Genomic DNA, 25,071 nt, shown 5'->3' with positions numbered 1-25,071 from the left:
CCCCCCCCCCCCGCCGCCGCTCAGGACCGGGGCACCGAGGAGCCCCGCACCAGTCCCAATGCAGCGGTGTCCCAGACCATCGGCACCACCGAGGTCCGCCTCACATACGGGCGCCCTCAAGTGAACGACCGCGCCATCTTTGGGGATTTGGTGCCGTACAACGAGGTCTGGCGCACCGGCGCGAACGAGGCCACCACGTTCTCTGTCTCGTCGGACGTAACCATCGAGGGGGAGTCGCTGTCCGCCGGGACCTACTCGCTCTACACGATTCCGGGCCCGAACTCCTGGACGATCATCTTCAATAACGTGGCCGACCAGTGGGGCACGCAGTACGACCGGAGCGCGGATGCCTTGCGGGTGGATGTGAGCCCGGAATCCGCTCCTCCGCACGAGATGATGACGTTTGGGTTCGAGCAGGTCACCAGCACCTCCGGCACATGCGTCCTTTACTGGGCCGATGCGCGCGTGCCCTTCGAAATCCAGGAAGCCGAAAACTAGGCGCGGCCCCGGGCCGGGGCTCGGCTGGTCCTTCTTTGTGTTTGTCCTGATGTTCTATGGAGCACTGTCCCTCCTGCGGTGCCCGTCGGGAGCCGTCGGACGACTTCTGCCCGGTCTGCGGAGAAACGCTGACGCACGTTCACCTTTCGGAGGCGACAGGGTCCCCGTGGCACGAGCACACCGGATGGCTCGGGCTTCTCGTGCTCGTGTGCTGGCCGATCGCCCTGTACGGAATTTGGAAGCGCAGAGCCTGGACGCGCCCCGCGGACCTGCTCCTCCTCGGCGGCTGCGCAGGAATGGCCGTCGCGTGGGGACTGCTGCTCTGAACCCGACGCGCCGTTGATGCCAGCGTCACTTCGGGCCGGGGCTCGGCTCCGTTACGATTGGGGCCCCCAGCACGGCGTCTGGAATGCCAAAGGCACCGACCAGGGCCTCTGCCTGCGGACGCACCTCGTCGCAAAGATCGTTTACGGCCCCCCGGATGGCCTTTGCTTTCGACGCGCTTACGTAGCCGGCCTCCAGAAACCAGCCTAGGTCTTCCTCCACGCGAGACAGTGCAAACAGCCGACGGAGGGTCGTGAGCGTGTCCTGGAGCGCCGCATCTTCAACCTCCCCGATTGCGTCCGCAAAGCGCTCCAGGACCATTCGCTCTGCCTCCGCCCGGGCGCACTGGACGAGGTGGTCCTGCACGTCCACGAACGCGTCGAACGGCTCTGTGCCGTCGTCAATGCGGCGCTGGAGGCGTCGGCCCACGTTCTGAAGCTGCTTCTCAGCGCGATACGTGAGGGCGTTTTTCTGGAACGGAAGCCCCCGCAGGTGCTCGGAATCCGTCTTGCGCGTGACGACCGGATTGAGCTCCTGCACCTGGGTGGCCACCTCGTCGGCCACGAAGCGCGCCATGCCCCACAGGTTCATGTCCCGAAACTCCCGCTGAAAGTCCGAGAGCAGTCCCTTGGCCACCTGTAGCATGAGCACCGTATTGTCGCCCTCGAACGTGGTGAAGACATCCGTGTCGGCCCGCAGACGTCCGATGCGGGTATCGGCCCGGTAGCCCTGTCCCCCGCATGCCTCGCGCGCCTCCTGGAGGGTGGCGTTGGTGTGCCAGGTGGTGTATGCCTTCAACGCGTTGGCCTCCGCCTCGATGGCCTCCAGCGACTCGCCCCGTCCCTTGCGGGCAAACCGCGCAGTGAGGTCATCGAGCGCGAAGTGAAGGGCGTACGTCGTGGCCAGACGCGGCAGGAGGCGCCGCTTGTGGGTGCGGTAGTCGAGAAGAGGCACTTCCGGCTCGTCCTTCGGGCCAAACTGGCGGCGCCGATTGCCGTAGCGGATGGCAATCGTGAGCCCCGACTTGGCCGCACTCAGCCCCGCCCGCGCCACACTGATGCGCCCGCCGATCAGGGTACTTAGCATCGTGAAGAAGCGCTTGCCGGAGCTCGGGATCGGGCTGTCGTAGGTGCCGTCCGGATCGACCTGCGCGTACCGGTCGAGCAGATTTTCACGTGGGATGCGCACCTGGTCGAACCAGAGGCGCCCGTTGTCCACGCCGTTGAGGCCAACCTTCTCGCCACAGTCTTCGATCCGGACACGCGGCTGCGGCGTGCCATCCTCCGCCCGGATGGGCACGAGGAACGCGTGGACCCCGTGCTCCTCCCCGTCGGTCTGGAGCTGGGCAAAGACGGTCGCCACCTGCCCGTGTGCGGCGGCGTTGCCAATCCATTCTTTTCGGGCACCGTCGTGCGGGGTGTTGACCACGAACTCTTCGGTGGCGGGATCGTAGCGGGCCGTCGTCTCCAGCTCCCGTACATTCGAGCCGTGTCCCCACTCCGTCATGGCGAAACAGCCGGGCAGGTCGAGGGTGCCCGCCCGTTGCAGATAGGCCTCGTGGTGGCGCTCCGTCCCGAGGTGGTAGATGCTGCCCCCAAACAAACCGAACTGCACCCCAAACTTGATGACCAGGCTCAGGTCATGGTAGGCAAGCGTCTCGAAGGCCACGATGAACCGTTCCATGTCCCCGTCGCCCCCGTACTCGTCGGGGAACGCGAGCGCCCCGAGCCCCTGATCGGCCAGGTGCCTGCACCAGTCGAGGACCTGCTCACGGTAGGCGTCTGTGCCCAGCTCTTCCCGGTACGCAAAGGTGGGATCTTGAAGCAGCGTGCGGATGTGTTCACGCAGGTCTGCGTGGGGCCCGTCGAGCAAGCCCTGCATTGCACCCGTGTCAAACGGCGTCTCCGACTCGACCGGCGACGGCTCGGGACGCTCGCCCAGCAGGTCACAGACCACTGCCTCCCCGTTGATGTCCAACGCCGCCTCAATGTCTTCGAGCGCGCGACGAGATGCGTCCGGCAGGGCCGCCCCATCTCCCCCAACCGTCGCGAGGGCCATCCCCAGCTCCGCAAGTGTGCATCGCGTCGTCACGGGGGCGTCTTCGGCCCCCTTCCGCAGCGCCCGGACCCATCGGAAGTATTGGGTCGAGGTCGGGGGCGACTGGGGGTCGAGGTGGGCACAGATCTCCTCGCGGGTGCTCACGTCCAGCCAATCTTGAGCGCGGAGGTGACCGCGAATGGTCTCGGCCTCGGACGGCGTGAGCACGCCATCGGCCCAGGCAACGTATAGCAGCGGGAGGACGGCACGAACCTTCGGGGCGGCGGTGTCGAGCATAGCAACAGAAGGGAATCCTAGGAAAAGTACGGAGAATGGCACCGTCCCGGGTCTCCTTCGTCTTCAGGCGGCTCGCATGTGTTGAGAGTGTTCGTGGACGGTGTCGACGAAGACACGGGCACGCTCGGGATCGTGGTCTGGAAGCATGCCGTGGCCGAGGTTGCCGATGTGGGGGTGCGAGCCGAACCCCGCCAGCATGCGTTGCACTTCCTGCTGCAGAACGTCGGGCGGAGCGTACAGTGCACACGGGTCAAGATTGCCCTGTAGGACCGCCCGGTCGCCGACCGTATCGCGGGCGGCCGCCGGGTCCATTGTAGAATCCAGACTGATGACATCGTAGTCGGTGTCCGCCAGCGCATCCAGGGCATAGTGTGCTCCCTTCGCAAAGACGATGAGCGGCACATCGGAATGCACGTCCTTCACCCGCGTGGCAATCTCAGCGAGGTACGGGAGGCAGAACGTGCGGAAGTTCTCCGGGCTGTGCAGGCCCGCCCAAGAGTCAAAAACCTGTAGCACCTGCGCCCCCGCTTCTGCCTGCCGGATCAGATAGTCGACAATTACGTCCGTCGTGCGCTGAAGCAGGGCCTTACTGGCGTCGGGGTGGCGGTAGAGCCAGCGCCGGGCCGCCCGGTACGACTTGCTGCCCCCTCCCTCTACCATGTACGCCATGAGCGTCCACGGCGCCCCCGAGAAGCCGATGAGGGGCACCCGCCCGGCCAGCTTGTGACGGGTCACTGTGAGTGCGTCGAACACATGCCCGAGGGCGTGCTCCACGTCCGGCTCTACGAGGCGCTCCATCTCCGCGGGCGTCGTAAGGGGCTTCGGAAAGGTCGGCCCCTGCCCCGACACCATCTTGACCGTCAGGCCCATGGCCTCGGGCACGACCATGATGTCACAGAACAGGATTGCCGCGTCGATGGCAAACCGTTCGACGGGCTGAATGGTCACGTCCGCCGCGAGCTCAGGGGTCTCCACGACTTCAAAAAACCCATGCTCTTCCCTGATTGCTCGGTACTCGGGGAGATACCGGCCGGCCTGTCGCATCATCCAGACGGGCGTGCGGTCGGTGGGCTCCCCGCGGGCGGTGCGGAGAAGGCGGTCGTTTTGGAGGGGCGGGAAGGAAGCCATGTGCGAGAGGATGCGTCCGAAAGAATGGGTGGATTCGGTGCCAGGAGGGGGAGCGCGAGGCCGCTTCCGGGAAGCGGGTCGCCAGACGAGAAGGACAGCCTACGGATCAAGGTGTGTCCGGAGGAAATCGGTTGTGCGGGTCCACGCCTGCTCGGCGGCTTTTGGCTCGTAGCGTTCGCCCGACGGATTCGCAAACGCGTGGCCCGCATCGTACTCGTAGTAGGACAGCGGCTTGCCAGCGTCGTTCATCCGGTCACGGAAGCTCCGGGCCGCGTCGATCGGGACGGCCTGGTCCTGCGTGCCAAAGTGGGCGAGGATCGGGGTCTCCAGCGCCTGCAGGGCCTCGCCGGAGAGGGGATCTGGCGTGCCGTAGTAGGCCACGGCGGCGTCGAAGGCACCCAGGCCCACTGCGAGCGTCCGGTACGTCATGCCCCCGCCGAAGCACCAGCCCAGCAGGGCGGTGCGGGGCACGTTGGCTTCCGATCTCAGGTAGGCGTGCCCGGCCAACACATTTTCGACGAGAGGGTCCGGATCCTCCATCGCCCGGCCCATCAGGGCCTGCGCGGAGTCCGGCGTTGCGGCCACGGCGTCGCCGTACAGGTCCACGGCCAGGACCCGGTAGCCCTGCCCCGCGAGTCGTCGCGTGGCGGCGCGGATGTTGTCGTTGAGGCCCCACCACTCGTGGATCACGACGATGCCGGGGAGCGCGTCGCCCCCTCGGGCGGACCGCACTGAATCCGCATTGGTGGGCGCGGCGAGGTAGCCGGTCTGATCTGTTCCCTCCTGTTGCCAATAGGAAATGGTGCCCCCCTCCACCGGAATTTCGGGGGCCTGGGCGGCATCGGTGGCCGTGGGGGTGTCGCCCTCGTGCTCTTCCGCCATGCGTTCGGCCTCGGCGCTCTCATCGGCCCCACAGCCGGTCAGCAGTGGGAGTGCAAAGAGGATCAGCAACGCGGTGGACCAGCGCATGGAAACAGTGGCGTTTGAGAAATCCTGGCGCGTATCGACGACGTGGACGCCGTCCATCTCAACAGGGAGCCGAGTGCCAGCCCCATACGATCCAGTTCCCGCTGATTCCATTCGAGAATTGGGCCGAATATGGACTGTTTGCTGAACCATCGCTGGACCGGAAGGTTCGGGAGACGAACGAAATCCCGCGTCCTGGTTTCGCCCTCTCGTGCCCGCCTCTTCCCTCTCCTACACTGGCGAAGTCGGCCGAAAGGCCCTTCATCTCCTTGCCCTTTCCATCCCGTTTGGGGCGTGGGGCGTCGGCCTGCCCACGGCGCTGTACCTACTGGCCCCCGCGGCCCTCGCGGCCATTGCCGCCGACGTGGCCCGAGCGTATTCCGAGTCCGTCAACACGATCATCCGGTGGACCTTTGGGGGCCTCATGCGAGCGGAGGAGTTGCCGGCGACCAGAGCGGGGATCCGCTTCAACGGAGCCACATGCGTGCTGGTGAGCGCTGCCCTCATGGTCTTTCTTTTCCCCCTCCGGATTGCGGTGCCGGTGCTCGTGATGGCCATGCTCGCGGACGCCGCTGCTGCGCTGGTGGGCCGCCGGTGGGGCCACCACGCATGGGGCACACGCTCGGCGACGGTGGAGGGCACCGCCGCGTTCGTGGGCACGGGCCTGGGCGTGATGGCCTTCTTTTCGTCCATTGCTTTCGGCCCAGGGGCCGCCGGCGTGCTGGTGGGCGCGGGGACCGAGGCCCTCTCCTTGCCCGTCAACGACAACATCCGCGTGCCCGTGGCGGCCGCCGTGGCGGTTGTCGCCGGTGAGGCGCTCATTGGGGGCCGGCCCGTCTCGCTTCTCCCTGTTCTTGCGCTGTAGCCCCGTGGGGCCCACGAACTCGCCGGGGTTTGTGTGGGTATCCCACATGCAGTGACTCTTCCCAGTCGGCCCATCGCTTTTCATGCCCGATGAACTGGACGAGACGATCCCGGCCTCCGCCCTGCGGCGCATCACGGGCCTGGAGCCGTTTCCCCAACCCGAGATGATTCCGGTGCAGGCCCCGGTCGTACTCATGCACGGATTTGGGGTCGGGGCCTCGTTTCGGCGGGGCGGGCACCTGCACGAGGAAGCCCTGCACCTCCGGTCACAGGGCGTGCGGGCCGTGGCGCCCAACGTGTCCCCTTACGACACCGTCCGCGCTCGGACCGCCACCTGGAATGACCGCCTGCAACACGTCCTCGACGAAACGGGGGCCGACCGACTGCTGCTCATCGCCCACTCGATGGGTGGGCTCGACGCCCGCTACCTCATCTCGGCCATGGGCTGGCACGAGGCGGTCGACGCCCTCGTCACCATTGCCACCCCCCACCGCGGTTCCTCGGTCGCCTCCCTTGTGCTCGACCAGCCTGAGCTCGTGCGCGACTGGCTCACAGACATGGCCGATTGGGTCGGGACCCACATCCTGGAGGACGGCTCCGCGAACATCCGGAAGGCCCTCACGGAGCTCACCCCCGAGTACATGGAAAATACGTTCAACCCGGACGTGCCCGACCACCCAGACGTGGAGTACTGGTCCTACGGCTGCCGGGCCGGCAAAGGAACCGACATCCCCATTGCCCCCATTTTTCGGTATCTCAACCGCCGCCTGTACGAGGAAGAAGGGGAAAACGACGGCATTGTCAGCGTCGAAAGCGCCCGCTGGGGCCACTATCAGGGCACCATCGACGCGGACCACGCCCGACAGGTCGGCCTCTCATCGGGCCTCGCCGCCAGCTTCGACTCGAATGCCTTCTACACCACCATCGTCGAGAAGCTGGCCGAGGATGGGTGGTAGCATGCCCCGCTCCCGACACACGGCCCCACCGCTCTTTCGTGACGCTTCCGTTCAACAACTCGCCCACCCCTCGTGTCCTCCAACCAGCGCTTTAAGCTCTTCTCGGATCCAGTGCACGGGTTCATTTCCGTGCCGAAGACCGTGATCATGGCCCTCATCCAAACGCCGGAGGTGCAGCGCCTGCGCCGGATCCGCCAGCTCGGGGTCGGCCACCTCGTCTTCCCGGGAGCCGAGCACACGCGCTTCAACCACGCGCTCGGGGCGATGGCACTCATGCAAGATGCCCTCGCCAATCTGTCCGAGAAGGGCACACCCGTGAGTCCCGACGAACAGACCGCTGCCCTGGCCGTCGCGCTCCTGCACGACGTGGGGCACGGCGCCTTCTCCCACACGCTCGAACACCAGCTCATTGAGGACTTCTCGCACGAGGACATGAGTCGGGTCCTGCTGACGGACCTCAACGAACGCATGGACGGGACGCTGGAGACGGCCCTTGACATGTTCGACGATACCTACCAGCGTCCCTTTTTTCACCAGCTGGTGTCGAGCCAGCTCGACATGGATCGGCTCGACTACCTCCGGCGGGACTCCTTCTACACCGGCGTTGCGGAGGGGGAGGTCGGGGCCCAGCGCCTCCTTAAAACGATGCGCGTGCACCCCCTCTCGGGCGGCTCCGACGCCGAGGTCATGATCGAAGCCAAAGGCATCTACGCCGTTGAGAACTTCCTCATCTCGCGCCGGCTTATGTATTGGCAGGTCTACCTCCACAAGACCGTGCTAGCCGGCGACGAGCTGCTCCGGGGCATTCTGCAGCGTGCGCAGGTCCACCTTGAGGCCGGGGCCTCTCCCGACTGGCTGCGACGGGGATCGCACGCCCTGCTCTTCTTTCTCGACCACAACGTCCACGTCGACGAGATCGAGACCCCCGAGGTCCGCAACCACTACCTGCAGCTCGACGACACCGATGTCCTCTTTAGCCTCAAGCAGTGGATGCAAGGCCCCGATCCGGTCATGGCCGACCTGTGCCATCGCTTCATCAACCGTGTCTTCCTGCGCGTCCGCTTCCTGTCTCAGCGCCCCAGCGAGGCGCGGAGGGCCGCCTGGCGCACCGAGGTGGCCGACTGGCTCGTGGACGAAGGTCTCGTGGCCCGATCGGAGGCCGAGGCCGCCGCCCGGCACTACCTCACCCTCAATGTGTCACGCCACACCGCCTACGACGACAATGAGGAGCTGATTGGGATTCTGGGCCGGGACGGCACCGCCCGCGAGCTCTCTGAGATGGCCGACACCACCACCATCTCGGACCTCACGGGGTTCGTCGAAAAGCCCTACGTGTGCTTTCCGAAGCCCGTTGACCTGGACCTTGCCCCCGTCCTGGACGACTGATCAAAGGCCACCTCCGCTCCTCCACAGGCCCCAGGGGGCACTCACCTGTGCCACTGCACAGCGTAGGCACGAAGCACCTCTGAAAGGCCGCCTTTGCCCAAGCTGAACCGGGACAGGGCCCGAGACGCTGCGACGGGAAATGCGCTTCCCGACTCTCAATTCTTGCCTCGTCTCTCCCCCTGCTCCTCGTCGCTCCCCGGTTGGGGCGGGTGTGTTTGATCTTGGGGACGAGGCCGGGCGATTGATCGTACGATGCATCCCACTCATCGCGCGCCGGGCATCTCGGCCCCGGACGAGATCGTAGGCGTCCCTGCAGTCAAGGACGGACGAGGCTGTCCGTCGTGGCTGTACGACGGCCGTTCGTCGTGCCCGCTCGGTTCGTTTCAGACACGACTCCCCCGCGATGAATACGGTTCCCGCCTTCGAACGTCAGGTGTCCACCCACGAGGACCAGGTATACCGGTTCGCCCGATCGATGCTCAACGATCACGCCACGGCCCAGGACGTAACGCAGGAGGTGCTGGTGACGCTCTGGGAGCACCAGGACGAGCTCGACGAGGACGGCGTCATCGCCTGGCTCATGCGCGTCACCCGGAACGCCTGTATCGATCGCCTCCGGGCTCGCCAGCGGCGGCGCAAGACCGTCCGGCACAACCCCGATAGCGTAGACCGCGCCCCGAGCCCGACCCGGACGCCCGACCGGCACGCCGAGGACGCCGACCTCCACGACCATGTGCTCGATGCCCTGGACCGGGTCGACGATCCGTATCGGCGAGTGGTGGCCCTCCGCGAGCTGCAGGGCCTCAAGTACAAAGAGATCGCCGAGGTACTGGATAGGCCGCTCAACACGGTGAAGGTGTACCTCCACCGGGGCCGCAAAAAGCTCCGGGGGCAGCTCGACCGCGCCCTCGACCCGGTTCCGGCGTAGATTGGTTCCCCCCATCCATCTCTTCATTGTCCTTGGGGGGCTAAGTTGATACGTTACTATACCGTTTCACCCTCAGAGTCCCTCAGTCTGCCATGGAGATGGACACGATCATCGAGCCGTTTCGGATCAAGTCGGTCGAGCCCATTCAACTCACCTCTCGGGCCGAGCGCGAGCAGATGATTCAGGACGCGCACTACAACCTCTTCAACCTGCACGCCGACGATGTAATCATCGACCTGCTCACCGACTCCGGGACCTCCGCGATGAGCGCGGCGCAGTGGGCCGGCCTCATGCAAGGCGACGAGAGCTACGCGGGATCGCCCTCCTACTTTCGGTTCGAGGAGGCGGTCAAAGACCTCATGCCGTTCGAGCACGTCATTCCCACCCATCAGGGCCGGGCCGCCGAGCGCATCCTGATGGGCCTGGTGGCGGGCCCCGACGTCAAAATTCCGAGCAACACGCACTTCGACACCACCCGCGCCAACATTGAGGCTACGGGCGCCGAGGCGATCGACCTCGTCGTCGACGCGGGCCATGTTCCGGACGAGGAGCACCCGTTCAAGGGCAACATCAACCTCGATCGGCTGGAGGCACTGCTGCAGGAAGAGGGTGACCGGGTGCCTCTCGTCATGCTCACTGTTACGAACAACACCGGCGGTGGCCAGCCGGTCTCAATGGCCAACATCCGCGGCGCGAAGGCCCTGTGTAACGAGCACGGCGTGCCGCTCTTCCTCGATGCCTGCCGCTTCGCGGAAAACGCCTACTTCATCAAGCAGCGCGAAGACGGGTACGGCGACCATTCAGTCAAGGCGATCGTCCGGGAGATGTTTTCGCACGCGGACGGCATGACCATGAGCGCCAAGAAAGACGCGCTGGTCAACATCGGCGGGTGGCTGGCCCTGGACCACGACACGTGGGCCCGCAAGGCCCGCAATCAGCTGATTCTTACGGAGGGCTTTCCGACGTACGGCGGGCTGGCAGGGCGCGACCTAGAGGCCATCGCCGTGGGGCTCCAGGAGATCGTCGACGAGGACTATCTGGAGTACCGCATGGCCTCGACCCGCTACCTTGGCGAGGCCCTCACCGACTTGGGCGTGCCCATCATCAGGCCGGTGGGCGGGCACGCGGTGTACATCGACGCCAAGTCGCTTCTGCCCCACATTCCCCCGCTGGACTACCCGGCCCAGTCGCTGGCCGTCGCCCTGTACGTGACGGGCGGCATCCGCGGGGTCGAGATCGGATCGGTTATGTTTGGTCGGCAGCCCGACGGCAGCGAGGAGCCGGCGGACCAGGAGCTCCTGCGCCTCGCCATCCCCCGCCGCGTCTATACCCAGAGCCACGTCGACTACGTGATCGAGTGCTTCGAGGCGCTCGTGGGCCGCAAGGACGCCCTCTGCGGCTACGAGATCACCGAGGAGCCGCCCCAGCTCCGGCACTTTACGGCCCACTTTCGCCCGCAGGAGCCCGGGGCGGTCCACCACGAGACCGACGCCCCCGCCGAGGCGTCGTAACGAGTCGTCATCGATAGCCGGCCAGGCGGCGCCGCGTGCGGCCCAGGGCGGGCGGCACCTCGTCCGGGGGCGTCAGCTCGCCCCGAAGGTTGCGCTGAACGAGACGACGCACCTCGTCGGGCGCGTGGTCCTGTTCGAAGAGGTAGTACAGCTTGGCCAGTGCCGCCTCCGTCGTCATGTCGTAGCCGCTCACCACCCCTACGTTCGCCAGGGCCTGCCCGGTGGCGTAGAGGTCAAGGTCCGCCGTGCCGCGCAGCGGCTGCGTCACCGCCACGATGACGACGCCCCGGTCGGTCGCCGTCCGGAGGGCGTCGAGAAACGCCTCGTTTTGTGCCGGGGCGTTGCCAGCCCCGAAGCACTCCAGTACGACGCCCTGCACCGGCGGGGCCAGCACATTTTTCAGGGACGCCACCCCCAGCCCCGGGAAGAGCCGAAACGCCGAGACGGTCGCGGCCCCGAGCTCCGTCACGACGGGCGTGCGGGGCGGGTGGTGCGGCGCCGGCATCCGCTCCCACTCCACGTCGAGGTCGATCCCGGCCGTGCCCACGGCGGGAAAGTTCGGGGAGTCGAAGGCCGAAAACGCATCGGCGTTCACCTTCGTCACGCGGGGGCCGCGATAGAGGCGATTGTGAAAGAACACGTGCACCCCACCCATCCGGTCGGCGTGGGTACCGAGGAGCAGCAGGGACGTGAGCAGGTTGCCTTGCGCGTCGGTCCGCGTCTCGTCGAGCGGCAGCTGGGCCCCAGTCAGGAGCACCGGCTTGTCGAGGGGGTGCAGCATGAAGGCGAGCGCCGAGGCCGTAAACGCCATCGTGTCCGTCCCATGGACGACCAGGAAGCCGTCGTACGCCTCAAAGCGCGACCGAATCGCCTCTGCGATCTGGAGCCAGTCGTCCGGCGTCATGTTCGCGCTATCGAGCAGCGGATCGAACGCATGCACGTCGTAGTCGGGCACGTCCTCCGACTGAAACGAGGCCCGCTGGTCCATGAGGGCCTCCAGGGTACCGGCCCCCGGCACGTAGCCCTCCTCGCTTTCCACCATGCCAACGGTGCCCCCAGTGTAGACCACGAGAATGCGGGGCGACGATTCGGCCATCAAACCAGCAACGCAATGCAAGAGGACGTTTGGACGAAGAGCGCGCACCGACACGGCCCCACGGACCCGTCTCTTCCCTCCGTCGGCAAGCCCGTACAATTCTCAGTGGAGCATCTGTGCCGATCCGTGCTCCGGGGCCCCTCATCCCTCCTCGTCGAGAATGTAAATGTCGGAGAGGTTGCGGGCGAGCTGGCCGTAGTCGAGCCCGTAGCCGATCACGAAGAGGTCCGGAATGCGGAAGCCGACGTAGTCGAGCGTGAGGTTCGGCTCCGTCGCCGTGGGCTTGTGAAGCAGCGTCGACACCCGGAGGGACGCCGGGTTGTGCTCCGCGAGACGGCGCTTCATGAAGTCCATCGACAATCCCGTGTCCACGATGTCCTCCACCACGACCACGTCGCGGCCCTCAAGGTCGGCGTCGACACTTTTGAGCTCCCGCACCTCTCCGCTCGAGACCTTCTCGTCCCCGTACGAGGAGAGCTTAATAAAGTCGATCTCACAGTCCGTGTCGATGGCCCGCATCAGGTCCGCGGTGTACATGAACGCTCCGTTCAGGACGCTCACGAGGATGGGGGTGGTGGTGGCGTAGTCACGCGCAATGGCCTGTCCCATCTCGGCAACCCGCTCCTGAATCCGCTCGGCCAACAGGTATCGCCGAAAGCGGTCCCCCTGCACGGTAACGGCGGCGTCGGTGGGCTGGACGGGGGTCTCCAAGAGGTCACGCGTAGTGGGCATGTCTAGGGCCATCGATGGAAAGAAAGCAAAGCGTAAGCACGACAATCTAAGCTAGGCGGCGGCCCCGAAGAGTGTCAATTGTCCGAGGGGTTTTCATGCGGACGGAGGACAAGCCGGGCCACCCGGTCGGTTTCCGGTCGCACGCGGACCCGGTGCGCGAGCCGGTGGCTCACCACCCAGGCAATGCGGTCGTTCCCGCACAACACAGACACCTGCCCTCGGTCGTGAGGGGGCACACGGGCTTCGGTGAGGAGGTCGCTCACCGGCTTGGTCCCGTCCAGCCCCAGCGGCCGGATGCGGTCGCCATCCGCCCAAGGACGCACCGTGGGCGCCGTCCCCAGCCGGTCCGCGTCGGCGTAGGCAACGTGCGGCGTGCCGGACGCCAGCGACGCGGGCCGCTCGTCACACAGCTCCACCCGGAGACGGCCCTGGGGAATGGACACCGGCGTTCCCCACTCAACAGGCGTGGGCGAGGCCGGGGCGTGCGTGGCGGCGCCGGGCACGAAGCGCAGCTGCCCACGCTCCCGCCAGACGGTGCCCGCCCCCACTTCGACGCGCTTGCCCACCTGTGCCTCCACGAGGGACTCCAGCTCTTCGGCCACCGCCCGGGAGTAGGGTGCAGCGGGCAGCGTGCGGCGCAGGGCCTCCAGAAGAAGGCGCCGTCGCCAGACGGACGGCTCTGCACGCAGGACCGCAACGGACAGGGCCCCGCCCGCCTCGCAGCCCGTGTACGCCTGTGACATCCGCTGATTCAGGCCGGGACGGAGGGCCTGGTCGACGTACTCCTGCATGAGATCCGCCGAGCGGGCCAGGGCGTCGGTCGCGCCCTCGAAGTGAGACTCCAGTCGGGGAAGAATGTCGGTCCGCACCACACCGCGGTCGTAGTCGTGACGGCGGTTGGTCGGATCGGTCCGCCACGGAAGTCCGATGGCGTCGGCGTAGGACTCGATGGCGGCCCGTCGGACGTTCAGAAGGGGACGAACGAGGAGAACGGACGAATCGGCCTTGAGGAGCCGTGCAGGCCGCATCCCGGCGAGCCCCTCCGGCCCGCTCCCGCGAACGAGGTTGAGGAGAAGCGTCTCGGCCTGGTCGTCGCGGTGATGCCCCGTCGCCACGGCGGCCGCCCCAATCTCTGCGGCGTGATCGGCGAGGGCGTCGTAGCGCAGTCGACGGGCGGCTTCTTGAAGCGACTCGTCGTTGGAGGCGACCCGGCGTTCAGCATCCAGCGCCACTACGGAGAGCGGCACCGGGGGCGACTGGTCGCTGCACCACCGGCGCACCAGAGCTTCGTCCGCATCGGCCCCGGCCCGCAGCCCGTAGTTGGCGTGGAGGGCGTGCACGTCGACGCCCAGGTGCCGGAGCACAGAGAGACACGTCATCGAGTCCACACCGCCGCTTGCGGCCACCAGTATCGGTTCATCGTCCAGCAGGGCGTACCGTTCGCTGAACGCCGCAACCGTGTCAACGAGCGTGTGTGACATCGGGCTACAGGCTCGTGGGAAAAACGACCTACCGGCCGAAGCGGTCGGCCAATTCCTCCATCGAAAACTTAACGATTGTGGGCGTGCCGGTGGGGTCGGCGTAGGGCATTTCGCAGTCGAACAGGTCGTGGAGAAGGGCTCGGCGCTCCTCCTCCGACAACGACTGCCCTCGGCCCACGGCACTCCGCTGGGCCATCGTTTTCGCGAGGTGCTCACGGCGCTCATCCTCGACGGCATTCTGAGCGGACTGGTACTGCTCCAGGAGCTCCTCCAGGATCGTATCTTCGTTGCCGTCCGGCACGTCGGTCGGCACGCCCCGCACCGACACGGTTCGTCCACTGAGGCGCTCCAGCTCAAACCCAAGCGCATCGAGGTCCGTCCGCAACTCGTTCAGCAGCTCGATCTCGGCGGGAGACAGCTCCACGGTGTGTGGAAAGAGCAGGCGCTGAGACGCCCCCTGCTGGTCGCGGAGATGCGCCCGGGCTCGCTCGTAGAGCACACGAACGTGCGCCGCGCGCTGGTCGACGAGCATGATTCCCGTTTCCGTCGGCGTCACGACGTAGGTGTCGTGCAGCCCCCAGACCGGACGCGGGCCCGAGCGCTCCGCCCCGTCGTTGGAGGCAGGGGTCGGAGACGATCTTGTCTCTCGCTGAGGGGACGAGGGCAGGGCGTCCTCCGAGGAAGCCTCGTCGGGCGCGTCCGGAGGATGGTAGAGCGTATCGGACCGATCCCCCGGCGACGCCGATGGAGAAGCACCCTCCGACCTGGAGGGGCGAGCGGACGGCCCGGCAGACGAACGTTCCGATCCGCCTCCGGACGACTGCCGCGGCTGAAAAGACGTCGGCGGGGGCCGTGAAGAGGAGGTGCCATCGCCCAGCACCGGAGATGCGGGGCCGCCTGCGTCCTCCTCGTCGGAACCGGGGGCGTCCGCTCCACGCTCCGTCTTGTCTTCTCCCCCGTCGTTCATCTGCGGCGACACGTGCACGCGCCCCAGGGCCCTCCGCACCGCACTCCGCAAGAACCCGTAGATGCCGCTCTGATCGTCGAACTTCACCTCCTCCTTCTGCGGATGGACATTCACGTCCACCCGCTCCGGGTTCATCGCCAGAAAGAGCGCGAAGAACGGAAATGCCCCATCTGGCACCAGTTCGCCGTACGCCTTCTTGACCGCGTGGCTCAGGTACCGATCTGTGACGGCCCGGCCGTTCACGAACAAGAACTGCTCCCCCCGCGTCTTTCGGTGAAAGGACGGCGCCCCCACGAACCCGCGCAGCCTGAGGTCACTCGATTCATCTTCGACCGCCACCAATTCGCCCTCGTGGTCGCTGCCGAAGAGGCCGAGAATGCGGGCCCGGGTGGCCGTTTGCCAGCCGTCATTTCGGGCCGCGGGCAGGTCGTAGTGCTCGTGGCCGTCGTGCTCCAGACGGACCGCCGTGTCGGGGTTGGCCAGGGCCAGAGACTGGACGGTTTGCGAGAGGTGCTTCAGCTCGGTCGCCGGGGTCTTCAGAAAGTTGCGCCGGGCCGGCACATTGAAGAACAGGTTGCGGACCGCCACGGAGGTGCCGCTCGGGATCGCGCAGGGACGTTTTTCCACCGGCTCTCCCCCCTCGACCCGAACCAGGCTCCCCGCCTCGTCCTCCACCCGCTTGGTCTTCAGCGTCACCTGCGAGACGGCGGCGATCGACGCGAGGGCCTCTCCCCGAAACCCGAGCGTCCGAATGCGCTCCAGGTCGTCTACCGAGCGGAGCTTGCTGGTGGCGTGTCGCTCGAAGCAGCGCTCCGCGTCCCCCGGCCCCATCCCACACCCGTCGTCGATGACCTGTACGAGGGTGCTCCCTGCATCTTTCAGGAGCACCTCCACCGATGAGGCCCCCGCATCCAGGGCATTCTCGACCAGCTCCTTCGCCACCGAGGCGGGCCGCTGCACCACCTCGCCCGCCGCGATCTGGTTGGCAAGGCGGTCGGACATCACCTCAATGAGGCCCTCGGATGGGGCGGACTCGTCGGACACGGCGCGGACGGACTGCGAAAATTTACAGCGAGTAGTAAAGGAGTACCGTGAGAAACAGCAGGGCCAGGAAGAACAGCAGGCTGAGCGGGCTGCGCTGGGCTTCCTGAGCGCGGCGGGACTTCATCCGCCGCCGGATGTCGCGGTCGTCCTCCTCCTCCGGGTCGTGGTGGCGAGGCCGATAGTCGAACGACCGGGGCCCACGCCCGGCACTGAACAAACCCATGGGCGTGTCGGCTGCGTGTCAGGAAAACGTGCGCCATTCTGAACAGAACGGTCGGAGCCGTCGTTCCTATAGACCGGTGTCTGGCCCCTCTCAGGCCGTCCCTCTCGCGCCCATTCGCGGCTCTGTTCCCGGCGTACAACCGGACGCTAGACCAGGCCCGCAACCAGGTGGAGGTAGAGCACGCTGAGCGGGGCCGCCACGGCCATCGCATCGAACCGGTCCAGCATCCCGCCGTGGCCCGGCAGGAGCTGGCTCGAATCGTCGACCGCCACCGAGCGCTTCAGCTTGCTCTCTAGCAGATCCCCGAGTTGGCTGACTCCCCCTCCAATCCCGATCAGAGCGACCACATGGGTCCAGGCGAGGAGGTCCACGACGGTCAGCTTGAGCACAAGGCCGACGATCAGGGCCGCCCCCAAGCCCCCGAGCGTGCCCTCCCACGTCTTGTTCGGGGAGATGGACGGAGCGAGGGGACGCCGCCCGAGGGTCTTGCCGACGTAGTAGGCCGCCACGTCCGTCGCCCACACCACCACCAGTACGAACACGACGAGCCAGAACGCCTCTTTGTCGCCGACGGTCGCATTTCGGGCCTCTCGAAGCCAGATGAGACTTCCAAGCAGGCCGGTCGGGTACACGGCACCCGCGAGCGTCACCGTGAAGCTAAACAGAAACTGCTCCTGCGACACCAGGAGCGGCGCGGCCACGACGAAGAGCAGCAAGACTGCTGCCCCAACGGGCCAGAGGGCCGGCCGCAGGAACGTGACCACGAGGAGCCCCCCCACAACCCCTCCCCACACTCGTTGAGGCCATGCGCCTCCCTGGCGGGCCATCCGGTAGAGCTCCCGCTGTCCCAACAGCCCGATGCCGGCGACCAGGCCCGCAAACCACCAGCTCCCCAGATAGGCCAGTCCCAGCACGACCGGCGCCGCCAAGAGGGCCGTGACGATCCGGCGAAGGTTGTTGCTCACGGGAACGCAGCGCAGTCAGTCCACTCCATGGCGTCGATCCTCTCCCCCTACGCCGACGAGTTGTCGGCGGCGTCCTCCCAATCCTCGTCGGGCGGCCCCAGGTCCATGTGCTCGTGCCCGGAGTCGAGCTTTGAGTCTTGATCGGGGGGATTGGCCGGGGACGCATCAGGGTCCGCATCCAGGGCCGCCGCCTCCAGTTCCTTGTCCGAAAGCTGCTCCTCCAACAGCGACGCCGCCCGGTCGGCCTGTCCCGGCGGCACCATCACGCGCACCGAAGCAAGGTCGCCGACGGTGAGGTTGAACGCATGGTCGCGCTGGGTCAGCACGACGGCCGGAATGCCGCTGTCGTCAAGCCGATCCCGAACGAGGTCGGCTTCGTAGTCGGTGCTGGTCCGGAAGACGCTCGCCCAATTCTCGTGCGAACTCATGGGGTGTAGACACGATCAAGGAGAAGAGCGCTCCGTCCCACGTTCGGGATCGCGGATGCGTGAAGCGAGGGAGTGCATAACATAGAGAACACCTCCCACAATGACGAACCCGAGTCCCACCAGGGACCAGGGCATGGAGGTCCGTTCAAGCACACGGACTGTATAGTCGGGATGCGTCTCCACGTACCGGGCCCCGGCAACGGCGAGGCCGTTGTGCACAATGTGGACCAGCACGGCCGGCACGAGGCTGCCTGTGCGCCACACGAGGTAGGCCATGTACAGCCCGAGCACAGTCAGCGGAAGGGCCTGCGAGGGGCGAAGGTGATACAGTCCGAAGAGCCCCCCGGCCAAGAGAATTCCGCCGACCGGCCCGGCGGCACGCTCAAACTGTCGCTGGGCATAGCCACGGAACAGCAGTTCTTCACACACACCGGGCACGAGCGCCAGCATCGTGACGTTGAAGAGAAGCCCCAAGTCACTCTCCAACACACTCCGAATTAGCTCCAGCTGCGACTGCTCCATCACCCGGAGGGACTCCGGCAGGGGCAGCGCCCGATTGAGCTCCGCCAGCCACTGCGTCACGGGCTGCAGCCCCACGATCCCGACCAGGGCCAGCGCCAGGAGCCGCCCGTCCACGCCCCGCAGGCGCAGGTACGCCGCCCATTCGGACGAGTGCAGCCGCGCCGCCAGCAGCGCCGGCCCCGCCAGCCCCACCACCTGCCCGATGCTGTTGCTGATCAGCAACTCCTGTGTGTAGGACGCCACCAGCCGCTCCGGATTCTGAAACACCTTCATCGACAGTCCCCCCTCCGCCAGCGCAATCTGAGTCAGGAGCGCGATGGGGGTGAGGAGAAACTGAAACAACAGAAACGCAGCCCCGAGGCCCAACAGGCCCGTCACAAAACTGAGGGTGGGCCGCCCTACCGACGCCCGTTCCAACGGGCCGTCCAGCGGAAGGCGCCCCCGTCGGTGCCACGGATCGAACAGAACACTGCCGGGGACAGAGGAGGAAGCGGCCACGACCTGGAAGGCCCAAGGGGAGAAAGGCTAGCGGCGCCTTGAAAGTACGGCGCCCCCTCCTGTTTGCCCCTTTGCCGATTCTTTGCAGGAACACTTCGGGGCGTCTTCCGAACACTGTAGTGTCGTTTTCAGAGTTGCGCTCGTAGCTCAGTCGGACAGAGCATCGGTTTCCGGTACCGAAGGCCGGGGGTTCGAATCCTCCCGAGCGTACATGGCTCTAAGCAGCATTTGGACGCCGATTCCGGGCCCTGTGGCCTGGAATCGGCGTTTTCTGTTGGGCCGCGTTGCAACACGTTTGTTGCAGCTTGCCTCCGTTTTGGTGGTAATACCAGTTGCGAGGGATCACCATGCACCGGATGGCTCTGGGACGTCTCGGAAGGCCCGTCGCGAGGCGCGCCTCGCGACGTTCTCTTCCCGTATCATCCACACAAATGTGCACAATGACCGTCGGCATTTGGTATAATGCGGTGGCAAACAGGCCGCCTGTGGCAAAACGGTGGAAAGCCTGGTGCCCCAAGATCAAAGTGCCCCGGTCGTCGCAGGAGGTGCCCCCAGGGGCACTGTCAGTAGATCGGGACCTCAGTTACGGCCGGCGGTCTCTTCATTTCTCTGGTTCCCGCTAGGGACTGCTCTCGTCCGGCCCATCTGCCCCAATTTTCTCCAGGGCCCGCAGCGCCTCCGTGGGCACGGCGAAGATGACGGTGTTTGAGTCGTCACTGCTGAGGCTGTTGAGCGTTTGCAGCGTGCGGAGGTGCAGGGCACCCTCTTCCTGGTTGAGGGTGCTGGCCGCATCGGCCATGTTTTGGGCCGCCTCCAGCTCGCCCTCCGCCTGAATCGTGACGGCCCGGCGCTCTCGCTCGGCCTCGGCCTGCCGGGCGATCACGCGCTTCATGTTCTCCGCCAGGACGATGTCTTTGAGCTCCACCGACTGCACCGCGATGCCCCACGGGTCGGTGGCCTCGTCGATAATCTCACGGATCTGCCGGGAGATGCGCTCCCGCTCGGCCAGCAGCGCGTCGAGGTCCACCTCCCCAACGATGTTGCGCATGGTGGTCTGTGCCAACTGCTGCGTGGCGTACATGTACTCCTCGACCTCCAGAATGGCCTTCTCTGCATCCCGCACCTGGTAGTAGATGACGGCGTCGATCTCGACGGTCACGTTGTCGCGGGTGATGCTCTCCTGCCGCGGCACGTCGACCGCCTTCACGCGCATGTCGACCCGTTCCCACGACTGAATCAGTGGGATGACCGTGCCGAGGCCCGGCTTCATCACCTTCACGAACTGGCCGAGCATAAATTTGACGCCGCGCTCGTACTCCTTCACGACCTTGAAGGTGCGTACGACAGCACCAATCACAACGAGGGCGAGGGCGGCCAGAAGATAGAAAAGCAGCATTGGGAGGGACACTGGAGCAAACAAAGACTACAAGACGCGGTGCCGTAACGCGTCCCTCTCCCGATTGATGAAGGCAATTTCATTCGTCTCACATTCCCGTCGATTGGGGTTTCGAGCCCAAGGGCGGTGGACGCCGGCAGGCCCGCAGGTCAAGAGCACGTAAGGGGAATGGTAGAAATCAGTTATTCCTGGGGCTGAGCCCCCGCTCCGATGGACTCCCCCGAACAACCCCTCTGCCTTACAAGTGCCTCCTTTCCCCGACACGCCATCCGTGTAGGTGTTGGGACCGTCCACGCTGTTTTTCCGTTCCGATTCGTCTCTGTGCCAAATCCCATCCGCGCCACCGTCGAGGGCATCGGGCGCCTCCTCGCCCATTGGCAACTCATCGCGGCCTCGCGGGCGAAGCGGATTGCGGACCTGGCCTGGCCCCGCATCCTGACAGGCCTGGCGCGCATGTCGAAGGCAACGGCCGACGTAGCGATGGTGGGGATGACCGTGGGCCCGGCGGCCATCGCGGGGGTGGGCTACGGGGTGCCCTACTGGACGATGACGTACATGCTCGGGGGCGGCATCGCCGGCGGAACGATCAGCCTCGTCTCGCAGCGGTACGGGGCCGGGCGGCACGACGACATCGACCGGGCGGTGAAGGTGAGCGTGGGGGCCGCCCTCCTGGTGACATTGCCCCTCGTCCTCGTGTTCTGGACGCTTCCGGAGCCGCTCATTCGCCTCATCGGGACGGGCGAGGAAGCCATCCAGTACGGCACCCGCTACCTGCGCGTTGCAAGCCTGGCGATGCCCTTCGCGGCCCTCAACCTGATCGGAAGCCGCACCCTCATCGGGGCCGACGATGCCTGGACGCCCATGATCGTGCGGGCCGGGGGCGCGGTGATCAACGTGGGGCTGAACGCCGTCTTTATCTTTGTCTTTGACCTGGGCGTGGTCGGGGCGGCCCTGGGCACGGTTCTCGGGAGCATCGGCGGCGTGCTTCTCCTCGGATGGGGGCTCACCGCAGGGCGCCTTCCGGTTGTGGGTTCCCTGCCCGTCCAGATCAACTGGTCCGCGCCCTACTGGGACGCGGCGGACGCCCGTCACCTCGCTCGCATCTCGACCCCCCTCGCCCTGCGGAAGGTCGCTCAGAACGGCGGCCAGTTTCCCCTGCTCGCCATCGTGGGCCTCTACGGGCCCAACATGGTGGCCGCCTTCGTGGTCGCGCTCCGCGTCCGCGCCCTCATGAACACACCCGGGTGGGGCTTCGGGCTCGCCTCCAGCAGCCTCGTCGGCCAGTCGCTCGGCGCGGGCCACGAGCAGGACGCCGACGGCTACGCCCGCGACACCCTTCGCTTCACCGTCGCGACCTATGCCCTGGTCGGAGCCGCCGTCTTCATTGTGGCCGATCCGATCAGTGCCCTCTTCGTCGCCGACGGCGCCGTGCAGGCCCCCACGACGGCCCTCATCCGGGCCGCCTGTGTGAGCGTGCTGTGTTGGGGCGTCATGAATGGCGCAATGGGACCGCTCCGCGCCAGTGGCGACACCACATGGCCCTTCTACGGCCAGCTATTGGGCCTCTTCGTCTTCGCCCTCCCCCTGGCCTACCTCGGGGCCGTCACGTCGTTCGGCATCTGGGGGCTCTACGGCACCCTGTTCGCCGAGACGGCCGTGCCCGCCGCGGTCATCTACTACCGCTTCCAGACGGAGCAGTGGAAGCTCATCAGCCGACGAAACCGGGAGGCGGCGGTGGGCAGCGCGTGAGGGGATGATGCAAGTCACGCCTCACGTGCCACGGGCCACAGCCTCCTTTCCCCGCGCCCACTTCTCGATGCCGGGACTCCTTCGGGAAGACCTATTCCTAAAATCGGAGGGTAAACACGGCCCCGTCCCCCTCCGTCGAGCGGACCGAGAGACGGCCGCCGTGCAGGCGCATGATCTGGCGCGACAGGCTGAGGCCAATCCCAGACCCCTCCTCCTTCGTGGTGAAGAACGGAACGAAGATCTTCTCCTGCACGTCGTCGGGAATGCCGGGGCCATTGTCCTCTACCTGGATCACGGGGCGACTCCGTCGGTCGACGAACGCGCGGAGCTCGATCCGGCCCTGACCAGTTCCAGGGTCTTCTTCGAGGGCCTGCACAGCGTTTAGCGCCAGGTTGATGAGCAACTGGTCCAGCAGGTCTGGATCCGCGGAAAGGGTAAGTCCGGAGGGGGCGACCGAGACCGCAACCGCGAGGTTCTGCTCTTCGATCTGGGCACGCAGCAGGTCCTCCACATCGGAGAGGAGCCCCTCTGCATCAAGCACTTCAAACTCGGGCGCCGGGATGTCGGTGAAGCTTCGGTAGGCGTCGACGAAGTTCATGAGGCCCTCGCTGCGCCGCTCGATCGTGTTGACCGCCTCTCGGGCATCGGTGGCCTGGTCGGCACTAATCGTGCCGTTTCTCTCACCGACCCGGAGGCGGCGGGAGGCAGTGGAGGCGAGCGACGAGATCGGGGCCACCGAGTTCATGATCTCGTGGGTGAGCACGCTCGTCAGCTGCTGCCACGCCTCCATCTCCTTCTCCTCCAGCTCGTTACGCAGGTCCTGGATCGAGGCGAGGGCGTGGGGCTCTCCCTGAAGCTGAAACCGGCTCACCCGGACGGCCAGCTGAAGCGTCCGGTCCTCCTCCTCGACCCGCACCATGGCCTGCTCGCCGGAGTCGAGCGTACGGAGCGTCTCGGCCAGCTCGTCGCTCACCCGCTCCAGCGCCTCCACGTGCCGGATGGGACCGGTGCGGAGGAGACGCCGGGCGGCCGTGTTCATCGTCTCCACCTCCCCGTCGTCCTGATACGTGATGAGGGCCACCCCGAGGTGCTGTACCACCTGCTGTAGGTACTGCACCTGCCGTTCCTTTTCCGCCCGCAGCCGCCGAAACTCGGCCGTCACATCCTCAAAGGCATCGCGCAGGTCCTCGAAGACGGGCCCCCGCCCGTCGGTCGTGAACCGGCGGGTAAAGTCCGCGTAGCGCACCGACTCCAAAAAACGAGTGAGGTCGCGCGTGGTCTTCTCGACGTAGCGCACCAGCGAGACGGCAACGGGGATGGCACACGCCCCCAAAAGCCCCCCGGGCAGGTAGAGCCGCAGGCCCAGCACAAGGTACGCCGCCCCCGCCACGAGGGCCGCGATTACCGCGACTCGGAAGGCCACCTGTACGCGGAAGCGCCTGTGCATCTGGGTGTGGAGATCTGAGGGTGTGAGCGTCAGTAGGTGAGCGTATGAGCACGCCGATCGACACGCCCGCATACCCAAACGCACATACTTACAATCCGTACTTCTCAATCCGGCGGTAGAGGGCGCGGCGGGAGATGCCCAGCTCCTCGGCGGCCTGGCTCACGTTGCCGCCGTGCTTGCTGAGCGCCTGCCGGACGGCCTTCTGCTCCAGGTCGTCGAGGTCGAGGCTCTCGAAGGCGTCGTCGGACTCGGACGACGATTCGGGCGAAGGGGCTGAGAAGCGGAGGTCATCGGGGATAATTTCGGAGGACTCGCTGAGGATGACGGCCCGTTCCACGGTGTGCTTCAGCTCCCGCACGTTGCCGGGCCAGTGGTACTGCTGCAGGGCCGAGCGCGCCTCGTCGGTAAAGCCGGTCGTCGCGGCGTCGTACTTGTCGGCATATTCGGTGAGGAAATGCCGTGCCAGGAGCCCCACGTCATCGCCCCGCTCGCGCAGCGGCGGAAGCTCAATCTCGACCGTATTGATGCGGAACAGGAGGTCTTGCCGGAAATCGCCGTCGTCCATTGCGTCGTAAATCGGCTGGTTCGTGGCGCACACCAGCCGGATGTCGACGGGCCGCGCCTCCACGTCCCCCACGCGCGTCACCTCGCGGCGCTGCAGCACGGTAAGGAGCTTCTTCTGCAGCTCCATCGGAATGTTGCCAATCTCGTCGAGAAAGAGCGTCCCCCCATCCGCTGCCTCAACCCGCCCGGTCCGGTCCGCATCGGCCCCGGTAAAGGCTCCCTCCACGTGCCCGAACAGCTCGCTCTCGAAGAGGGACGAACGGAGGGCCCCGAGGTCCGCCGTCACAAATCTCGCGTCGTCTCGCTCGGAGCGACGATGCACCGCACGGGCCACGAGCTCTTTCCCCGTGCCGTTCTCCCCGAGGATAAGCACGTTGGCCTCCGTCGCGGCCACCTTCTCAATGAGATCGAAGACCGACTGCATCTCGGCACTCGACCCCACAATTCCTTCGAACCCGGGCGACTCCTCTCCCACCTCCGTGGACACATCGGGCCCGGCATCCCGGGCGGCGTTCCTCGACTCCGCCACCGCACGGGTCTGATGCAGTTTGATCGCCGCCTGCACGCTGGCCACCAGCTCCGGGTCGGTCCACGGCTTCACGATGAAGTCCGCGGCCCCGGCCTTCATGGCGCGCACAGCCTTCTCCACGTCGCCGTAGGCCGTGATCATGACGACCACGGCCTGCGGATCGATCTCCTGAATTGTGTCGAGCCACTCGAAGCCCTCCCGCCCGCTGGAGGCGTCCTGCTGGAAGTTCATGTCCAGCAGGATCGTGTCGTACTCGTTGTCACGGAGGAGCGACGGGATGGACGACGGATCGATGGTCGTATGGACCGCGCCCACGTGCTCTTTGAGCAGAAGCCGAAGCGCCGTGAGCACATCCCGGTTGTCGTCGACGACGAGAACCCGACCGTCGGTCTTGGTGAGGGCGGACGCGGCGGGGGCAGGCATGGAGACGCCGAGACGTGAGTGTAGGAGTGCATTGGGGGCCATGATCTGTGAAGCGCAGCGGCCCGCAGATGGTTTCTCTTTTCGTCCCCCTCGACAGTGGGGCCCCGTCGAC

At 66.3% G+C, this 25,071-nt stretch carries 22 protein-coding genes and 1 tRNA gene; 9 read left to right on the top strand and 14 right to left on the bottom strand.

Annotated features, from left to right (window positions below; translation table 11 throughout):
* Both B7R93_RS01670 and B7R93_RS01665 read left to right on the top strand, forming a co-directional pair.
* Positions 1 to 498 (top strand): DUF2911 domain-containing protein (locus tag B7R93_RS01670; RefSeq protein WP_103019098.1); only part of this gene is annotated, 498 nt, incomplete at its 5' end.
* Positions 499 to 554: 56 nt separating this feature from the next.
* Complete coding sequence (locus tag B7R93_RS01665; RefSeq protein WP_103019097.1) at positions 555 to 824, top strand: zinc-ribbon domain-containing protein; 270 nt, start codon at positions 555 to 557, stop codon at positions 822 to 824.
* Between the two features lie 25 nt (positions 825 to 849).
* On the opposite strand, the gene B7R93_RS01660 is transcribed toward B7R93_RS01665, so the two are convergent.
* From B7R93_RS01660 to B7R93_RS01650, 3 genes are all read right to left on the bottom strand, one after another.
* Positions 850 to 3,156, bottom strand: a complete 2,307-nt coding sequence (locus B7R93_RS01660) for an acyl-CoA dehydrogenase family protein (protein ID WP_103019096.1) — start codon at positions 3,154 to 3,156, stop codon at positions 850 to 852.
* A gap of 63 nt (positions 3,157 to 3,219) precedes the next feature.
* Positions 3,220 to 4,284: a uroporphyrinogen decarboxylase gene (gene hemE, locus B7R93_RS01655; protein WP_103019095.1), complete on the bottom strand. Its 1,065-nt coding sequence runs from the start codon at positions 4,282 to 4,284 to the stop codon at positions 3,220 to 3,222.
* A gap of 99 nt (positions 4,285 to 4,383) precedes the next feature.
* Positions 4,384 to 5,253 (bottom strand): dienelactone hydrolase family protein, encoded by an 870-nt coding sequence (locus B7R93_RS01650; RefSeq protein ID WP_103019208.1) that lies wholly within the window; start codon positions 5,251 to 5,253, stop codon positions 4,384 to 4,386.
* A gap of 208 nt (positions 5,254 to 5,461) precedes the next feature.
* Between B7R93_RS01650 and B7R93_RS01645 the strand changes: the two genes are divergently transcribed.
* The 5 genes from B7R93_RS01645 (at position 5,462) to B7R93_RS01625 (ending at position 10,895) form a co-directional block, all read left to right on the top strand.
* On the top strand, positions 5,462 to 6,115 hold the full coding sequence (locus B7R93_RS01645) for a phosphatidate cytidylyltransferase (RefSeq protein ID WP_103019094.1): 654 nt from the start codon (positions 5,462 to 5,464) through the stop codon (positions 6,113 to 6,115).
* Between the two features lie 82 nt (positions 6,116 to 6,197).
* Positions 6,198 to 7,070 carry a lipase family alpha/beta hydrolase gene (locus B7R93_RS01640; RefSeq protein WP_232797903.1) on the top strand — a complete coding sequence of 291 codons (873 nt, stop codon included), beginning with the start codon at positions 6,198 to 6,200 and terminating at the stop codon, positions 7,068 to 7,070.
* 72 nt (positions 7,071 to 7,142) lie between these two features.
* Positions 7,143 to 8,456 (top strand): HD domain-containing protein, encoded by a 1,314-nt coding sequence (locus tag B7R93_RS01635; protein ID WP_103019093.1) that lies wholly within the window; start codon positions 7,143 to 7,145, stop codon positions 8,454 to 8,456.
* Positions 8,457 to 8,859: 403 nt separating this feature from the next.
* Positions 8,860 to 9,384: an RNA polymerase sigma factor gene (locus tag B7R93_RS01630; RefSeq protein ID WP_103019092.1), complete on the top strand. Its 525-nt coding sequence runs from the start codon at positions 8,860 to 8,862 to the stop codon at positions 9,382 to 9,384.
* A 98-nt stretch (positions 9,385 to 9,482) separates the two neighbouring features.
* Complete coding sequence (locus B7R93_RS01625; RefSeq protein ID WP_103019207.1) at positions 9,483 to 10,895, top strand: tryptophanase; 1,413 nt, start codon at positions 9,483 to 9,485, stop codon at positions 10,893 to 10,895.
* Between the two features lie 7 nt (positions 10,896 to 10,902).
* Here B7R93_RS01625 and ansA read toward each other — a convergent pair whose 3' ends face one another.
* From ansA to B7R93_RS01585, 8 genes are all read right to left on the bottom strand, one after another.
* A complete protein-coding gene (gene ansA / locus B7R93_RS01620) occupies positions 10,903 to 11,991 on the bottom strand; it encodes an asparaginase (RefSeq protein WP_103019091.1) in 1,089 nt (362 codons plus the stop codon).
* 141 nt (positions 11,992 to 12,132) lie between these two features.
* On the bottom strand, positions 12,133 to 12,735 hold the full coding sequence (gene hpt, locus B7R93_RS01615) for a hypoxanthine phosphoribosyltransferase (RefSeq protein WP_103019090.1): 603 nt from the start codon (positions 12,733 to 12,735) through the stop codon (positions 12,133 to 12,135).
* Between the two features lie 62 nt (positions 12,736 to 12,797).
* Positions 12,798 to 14,204: a tRNA lysidine(34) synthetase TilS gene (gene tilS / locus B7R93_RS01610; protein WP_103019089.1), complete on the bottom strand. Its 1,407-nt coding sequence runs from the start codon at positions 14,202 to 14,204 to the stop codon at positions 12,798 to 12,800.
* 28 nt (positions 14,205 to 14,232) lie between these two features.
* Entirely contained in the window at positions 14,233 to 16,215 is a 1,983-nt protein-coding gene (gene mutL, locus B7R93_RS01605; protein ID WP_232797901.1) for a DNA mismatch repair endonuclease MutL, read from the bottom strand.
* A 22-nt stretch (positions 16,216 to 16,237) separates the two neighbouring features.
* On the bottom strand, positions 16,238 to 16,438 hold the full coding sequence (locus B7R93_RS01600; RefSeq protein ID WP_103019088.1) for a hypothetical protein: 201 nt from the start codon (positions 16,436 to 16,438) through the stop codon (positions 16,238 to 16,240).
* 146 nt (positions 16,439 to 16,584) lie between these two features.
* Complete coding sequence (locus B7R93_RS01595) at positions 16,585 to 17,403, bottom strand: phosphatidate cytidylyltransferase (RefSeq protein ID WP_103019087.1); 819 nt, start codon at positions 17,401 to 17,403, stop codon at positions 16,585 to 16,587.
* Positions 17,404 to 17,450: 47 nt separating this feature from the next.
* Complete coding sequence (locus B7R93_RS01590; RefSeq protein ID WP_103019086.1) at positions 17,451 to 17,831, bottom strand: putative signal transducing protein; 381 nt, start codon at positions 17,829 to 17,831, stop codon at positions 17,451 to 17,453.
* Between the two features lie 15 nt (positions 17,832 to 17,846).
* Positions 17,847 to 18,851 carry a CPBP family intramembrane glutamic endopeptidase gene (locus tag B7R93_RS01585; protein WP_232797900.1) on the bottom strand — a complete coding sequence of 335 codons (1,005 nt, stop codon included), beginning with the start codon at positions 18,849 to 18,851 and terminating at the stop codon, positions 17,847 to 17,849.
* 136 nt (positions 18,852 to 18,987) lie between these two features.
* On the opposite strand from B7R93_RS01585, the gene B7R93_RS01580 reads away from it, so the two are divergent.
* A tRNA-Arg gene (locus tag B7R93_RS01580) sits at positions 18,988 to 19,061 on the top strand.
* A gap of 409 nt (positions 19,062 to 19,470) precedes the next feature.
* Here B7R93_RS01580 and B7R93_RS01575 read toward each other — a convergent pair.
* Positions 19,471 to 20,247: a slipin family protein gene (locus B7R93_RS01575; protein WP_103019085.1), complete on the bottom strand. Its 777-nt coding sequence runs from the start codon at positions 20,245 to 20,247 to the stop codon at positions 19,471 to 19,473.
* A 321-nt stretch (positions 20,248 to 20,568) separates the two neighbouring features.
* On the opposite strand from B7R93_RS01575, the gene B7R93_RS01570 reads away from it, so the two are divergent.
* Positions 20,569 to 21,996 (top strand): MATE family efflux transporter, encoded by a 1,428-nt coding sequence (locus B7R93_RS01570; protein WP_103019084.1) that lies wholly within the window; start codon positions 20,569 to 20,571, stop codon positions 21,994 to 21,996.
* A gap of 97 nt (positions 21,997 to 22,093) precedes the next feature.
* Here B7R93_RS01570 and B7R93_RS01565 read toward each other — a convergent pair whose 3' ends face one another.
* Both B7R93_RS01565 and B7R93_RS01560 read right to left on the bottom strand, forming a co-directional pair.
* Entirely contained in the window at positions 22,094 to 23,443 is a 1,350-nt protein-coding gene (locus B7R93_RS01565) for a sensor histidine kinase (protein ID WP_157942150.1), read from the bottom strand.
* A gap of 88 nt (positions 23,444 to 23,531) precedes the next feature.
* The gene (locus tag B7R93_RS01560) at positions 23,532 to 24,959 is read right to left on the bottom strand and encodes a sigma-54-dependent transcriptional regulator (RefSeq protein ID WP_103019082.1); all 1,428 of its coding nucleotides are present in this window, start codon (positions 24,957 to 24,959) and stop codon (positions 23,532 to 23,534) included.
* Between the last annotated feature and the right edge of the window lie 112 nt (positions 24,960 to 25,071).

Origin of the sequence: Salinibacter altiplanensis (genome assembly GCF_002894645.1) — a bacterium.
Lineage (GTDB): Bacteria > Bacteroidota > Rhodothermia > Rhodothermales > Salinibacteraceae > Salinibacter > Salinibacter altiplanensis.
Note: the sequence above shows the minus strand (reverse complement) of the source record. Positions and strands in the feature narration are given on the sequence as shown.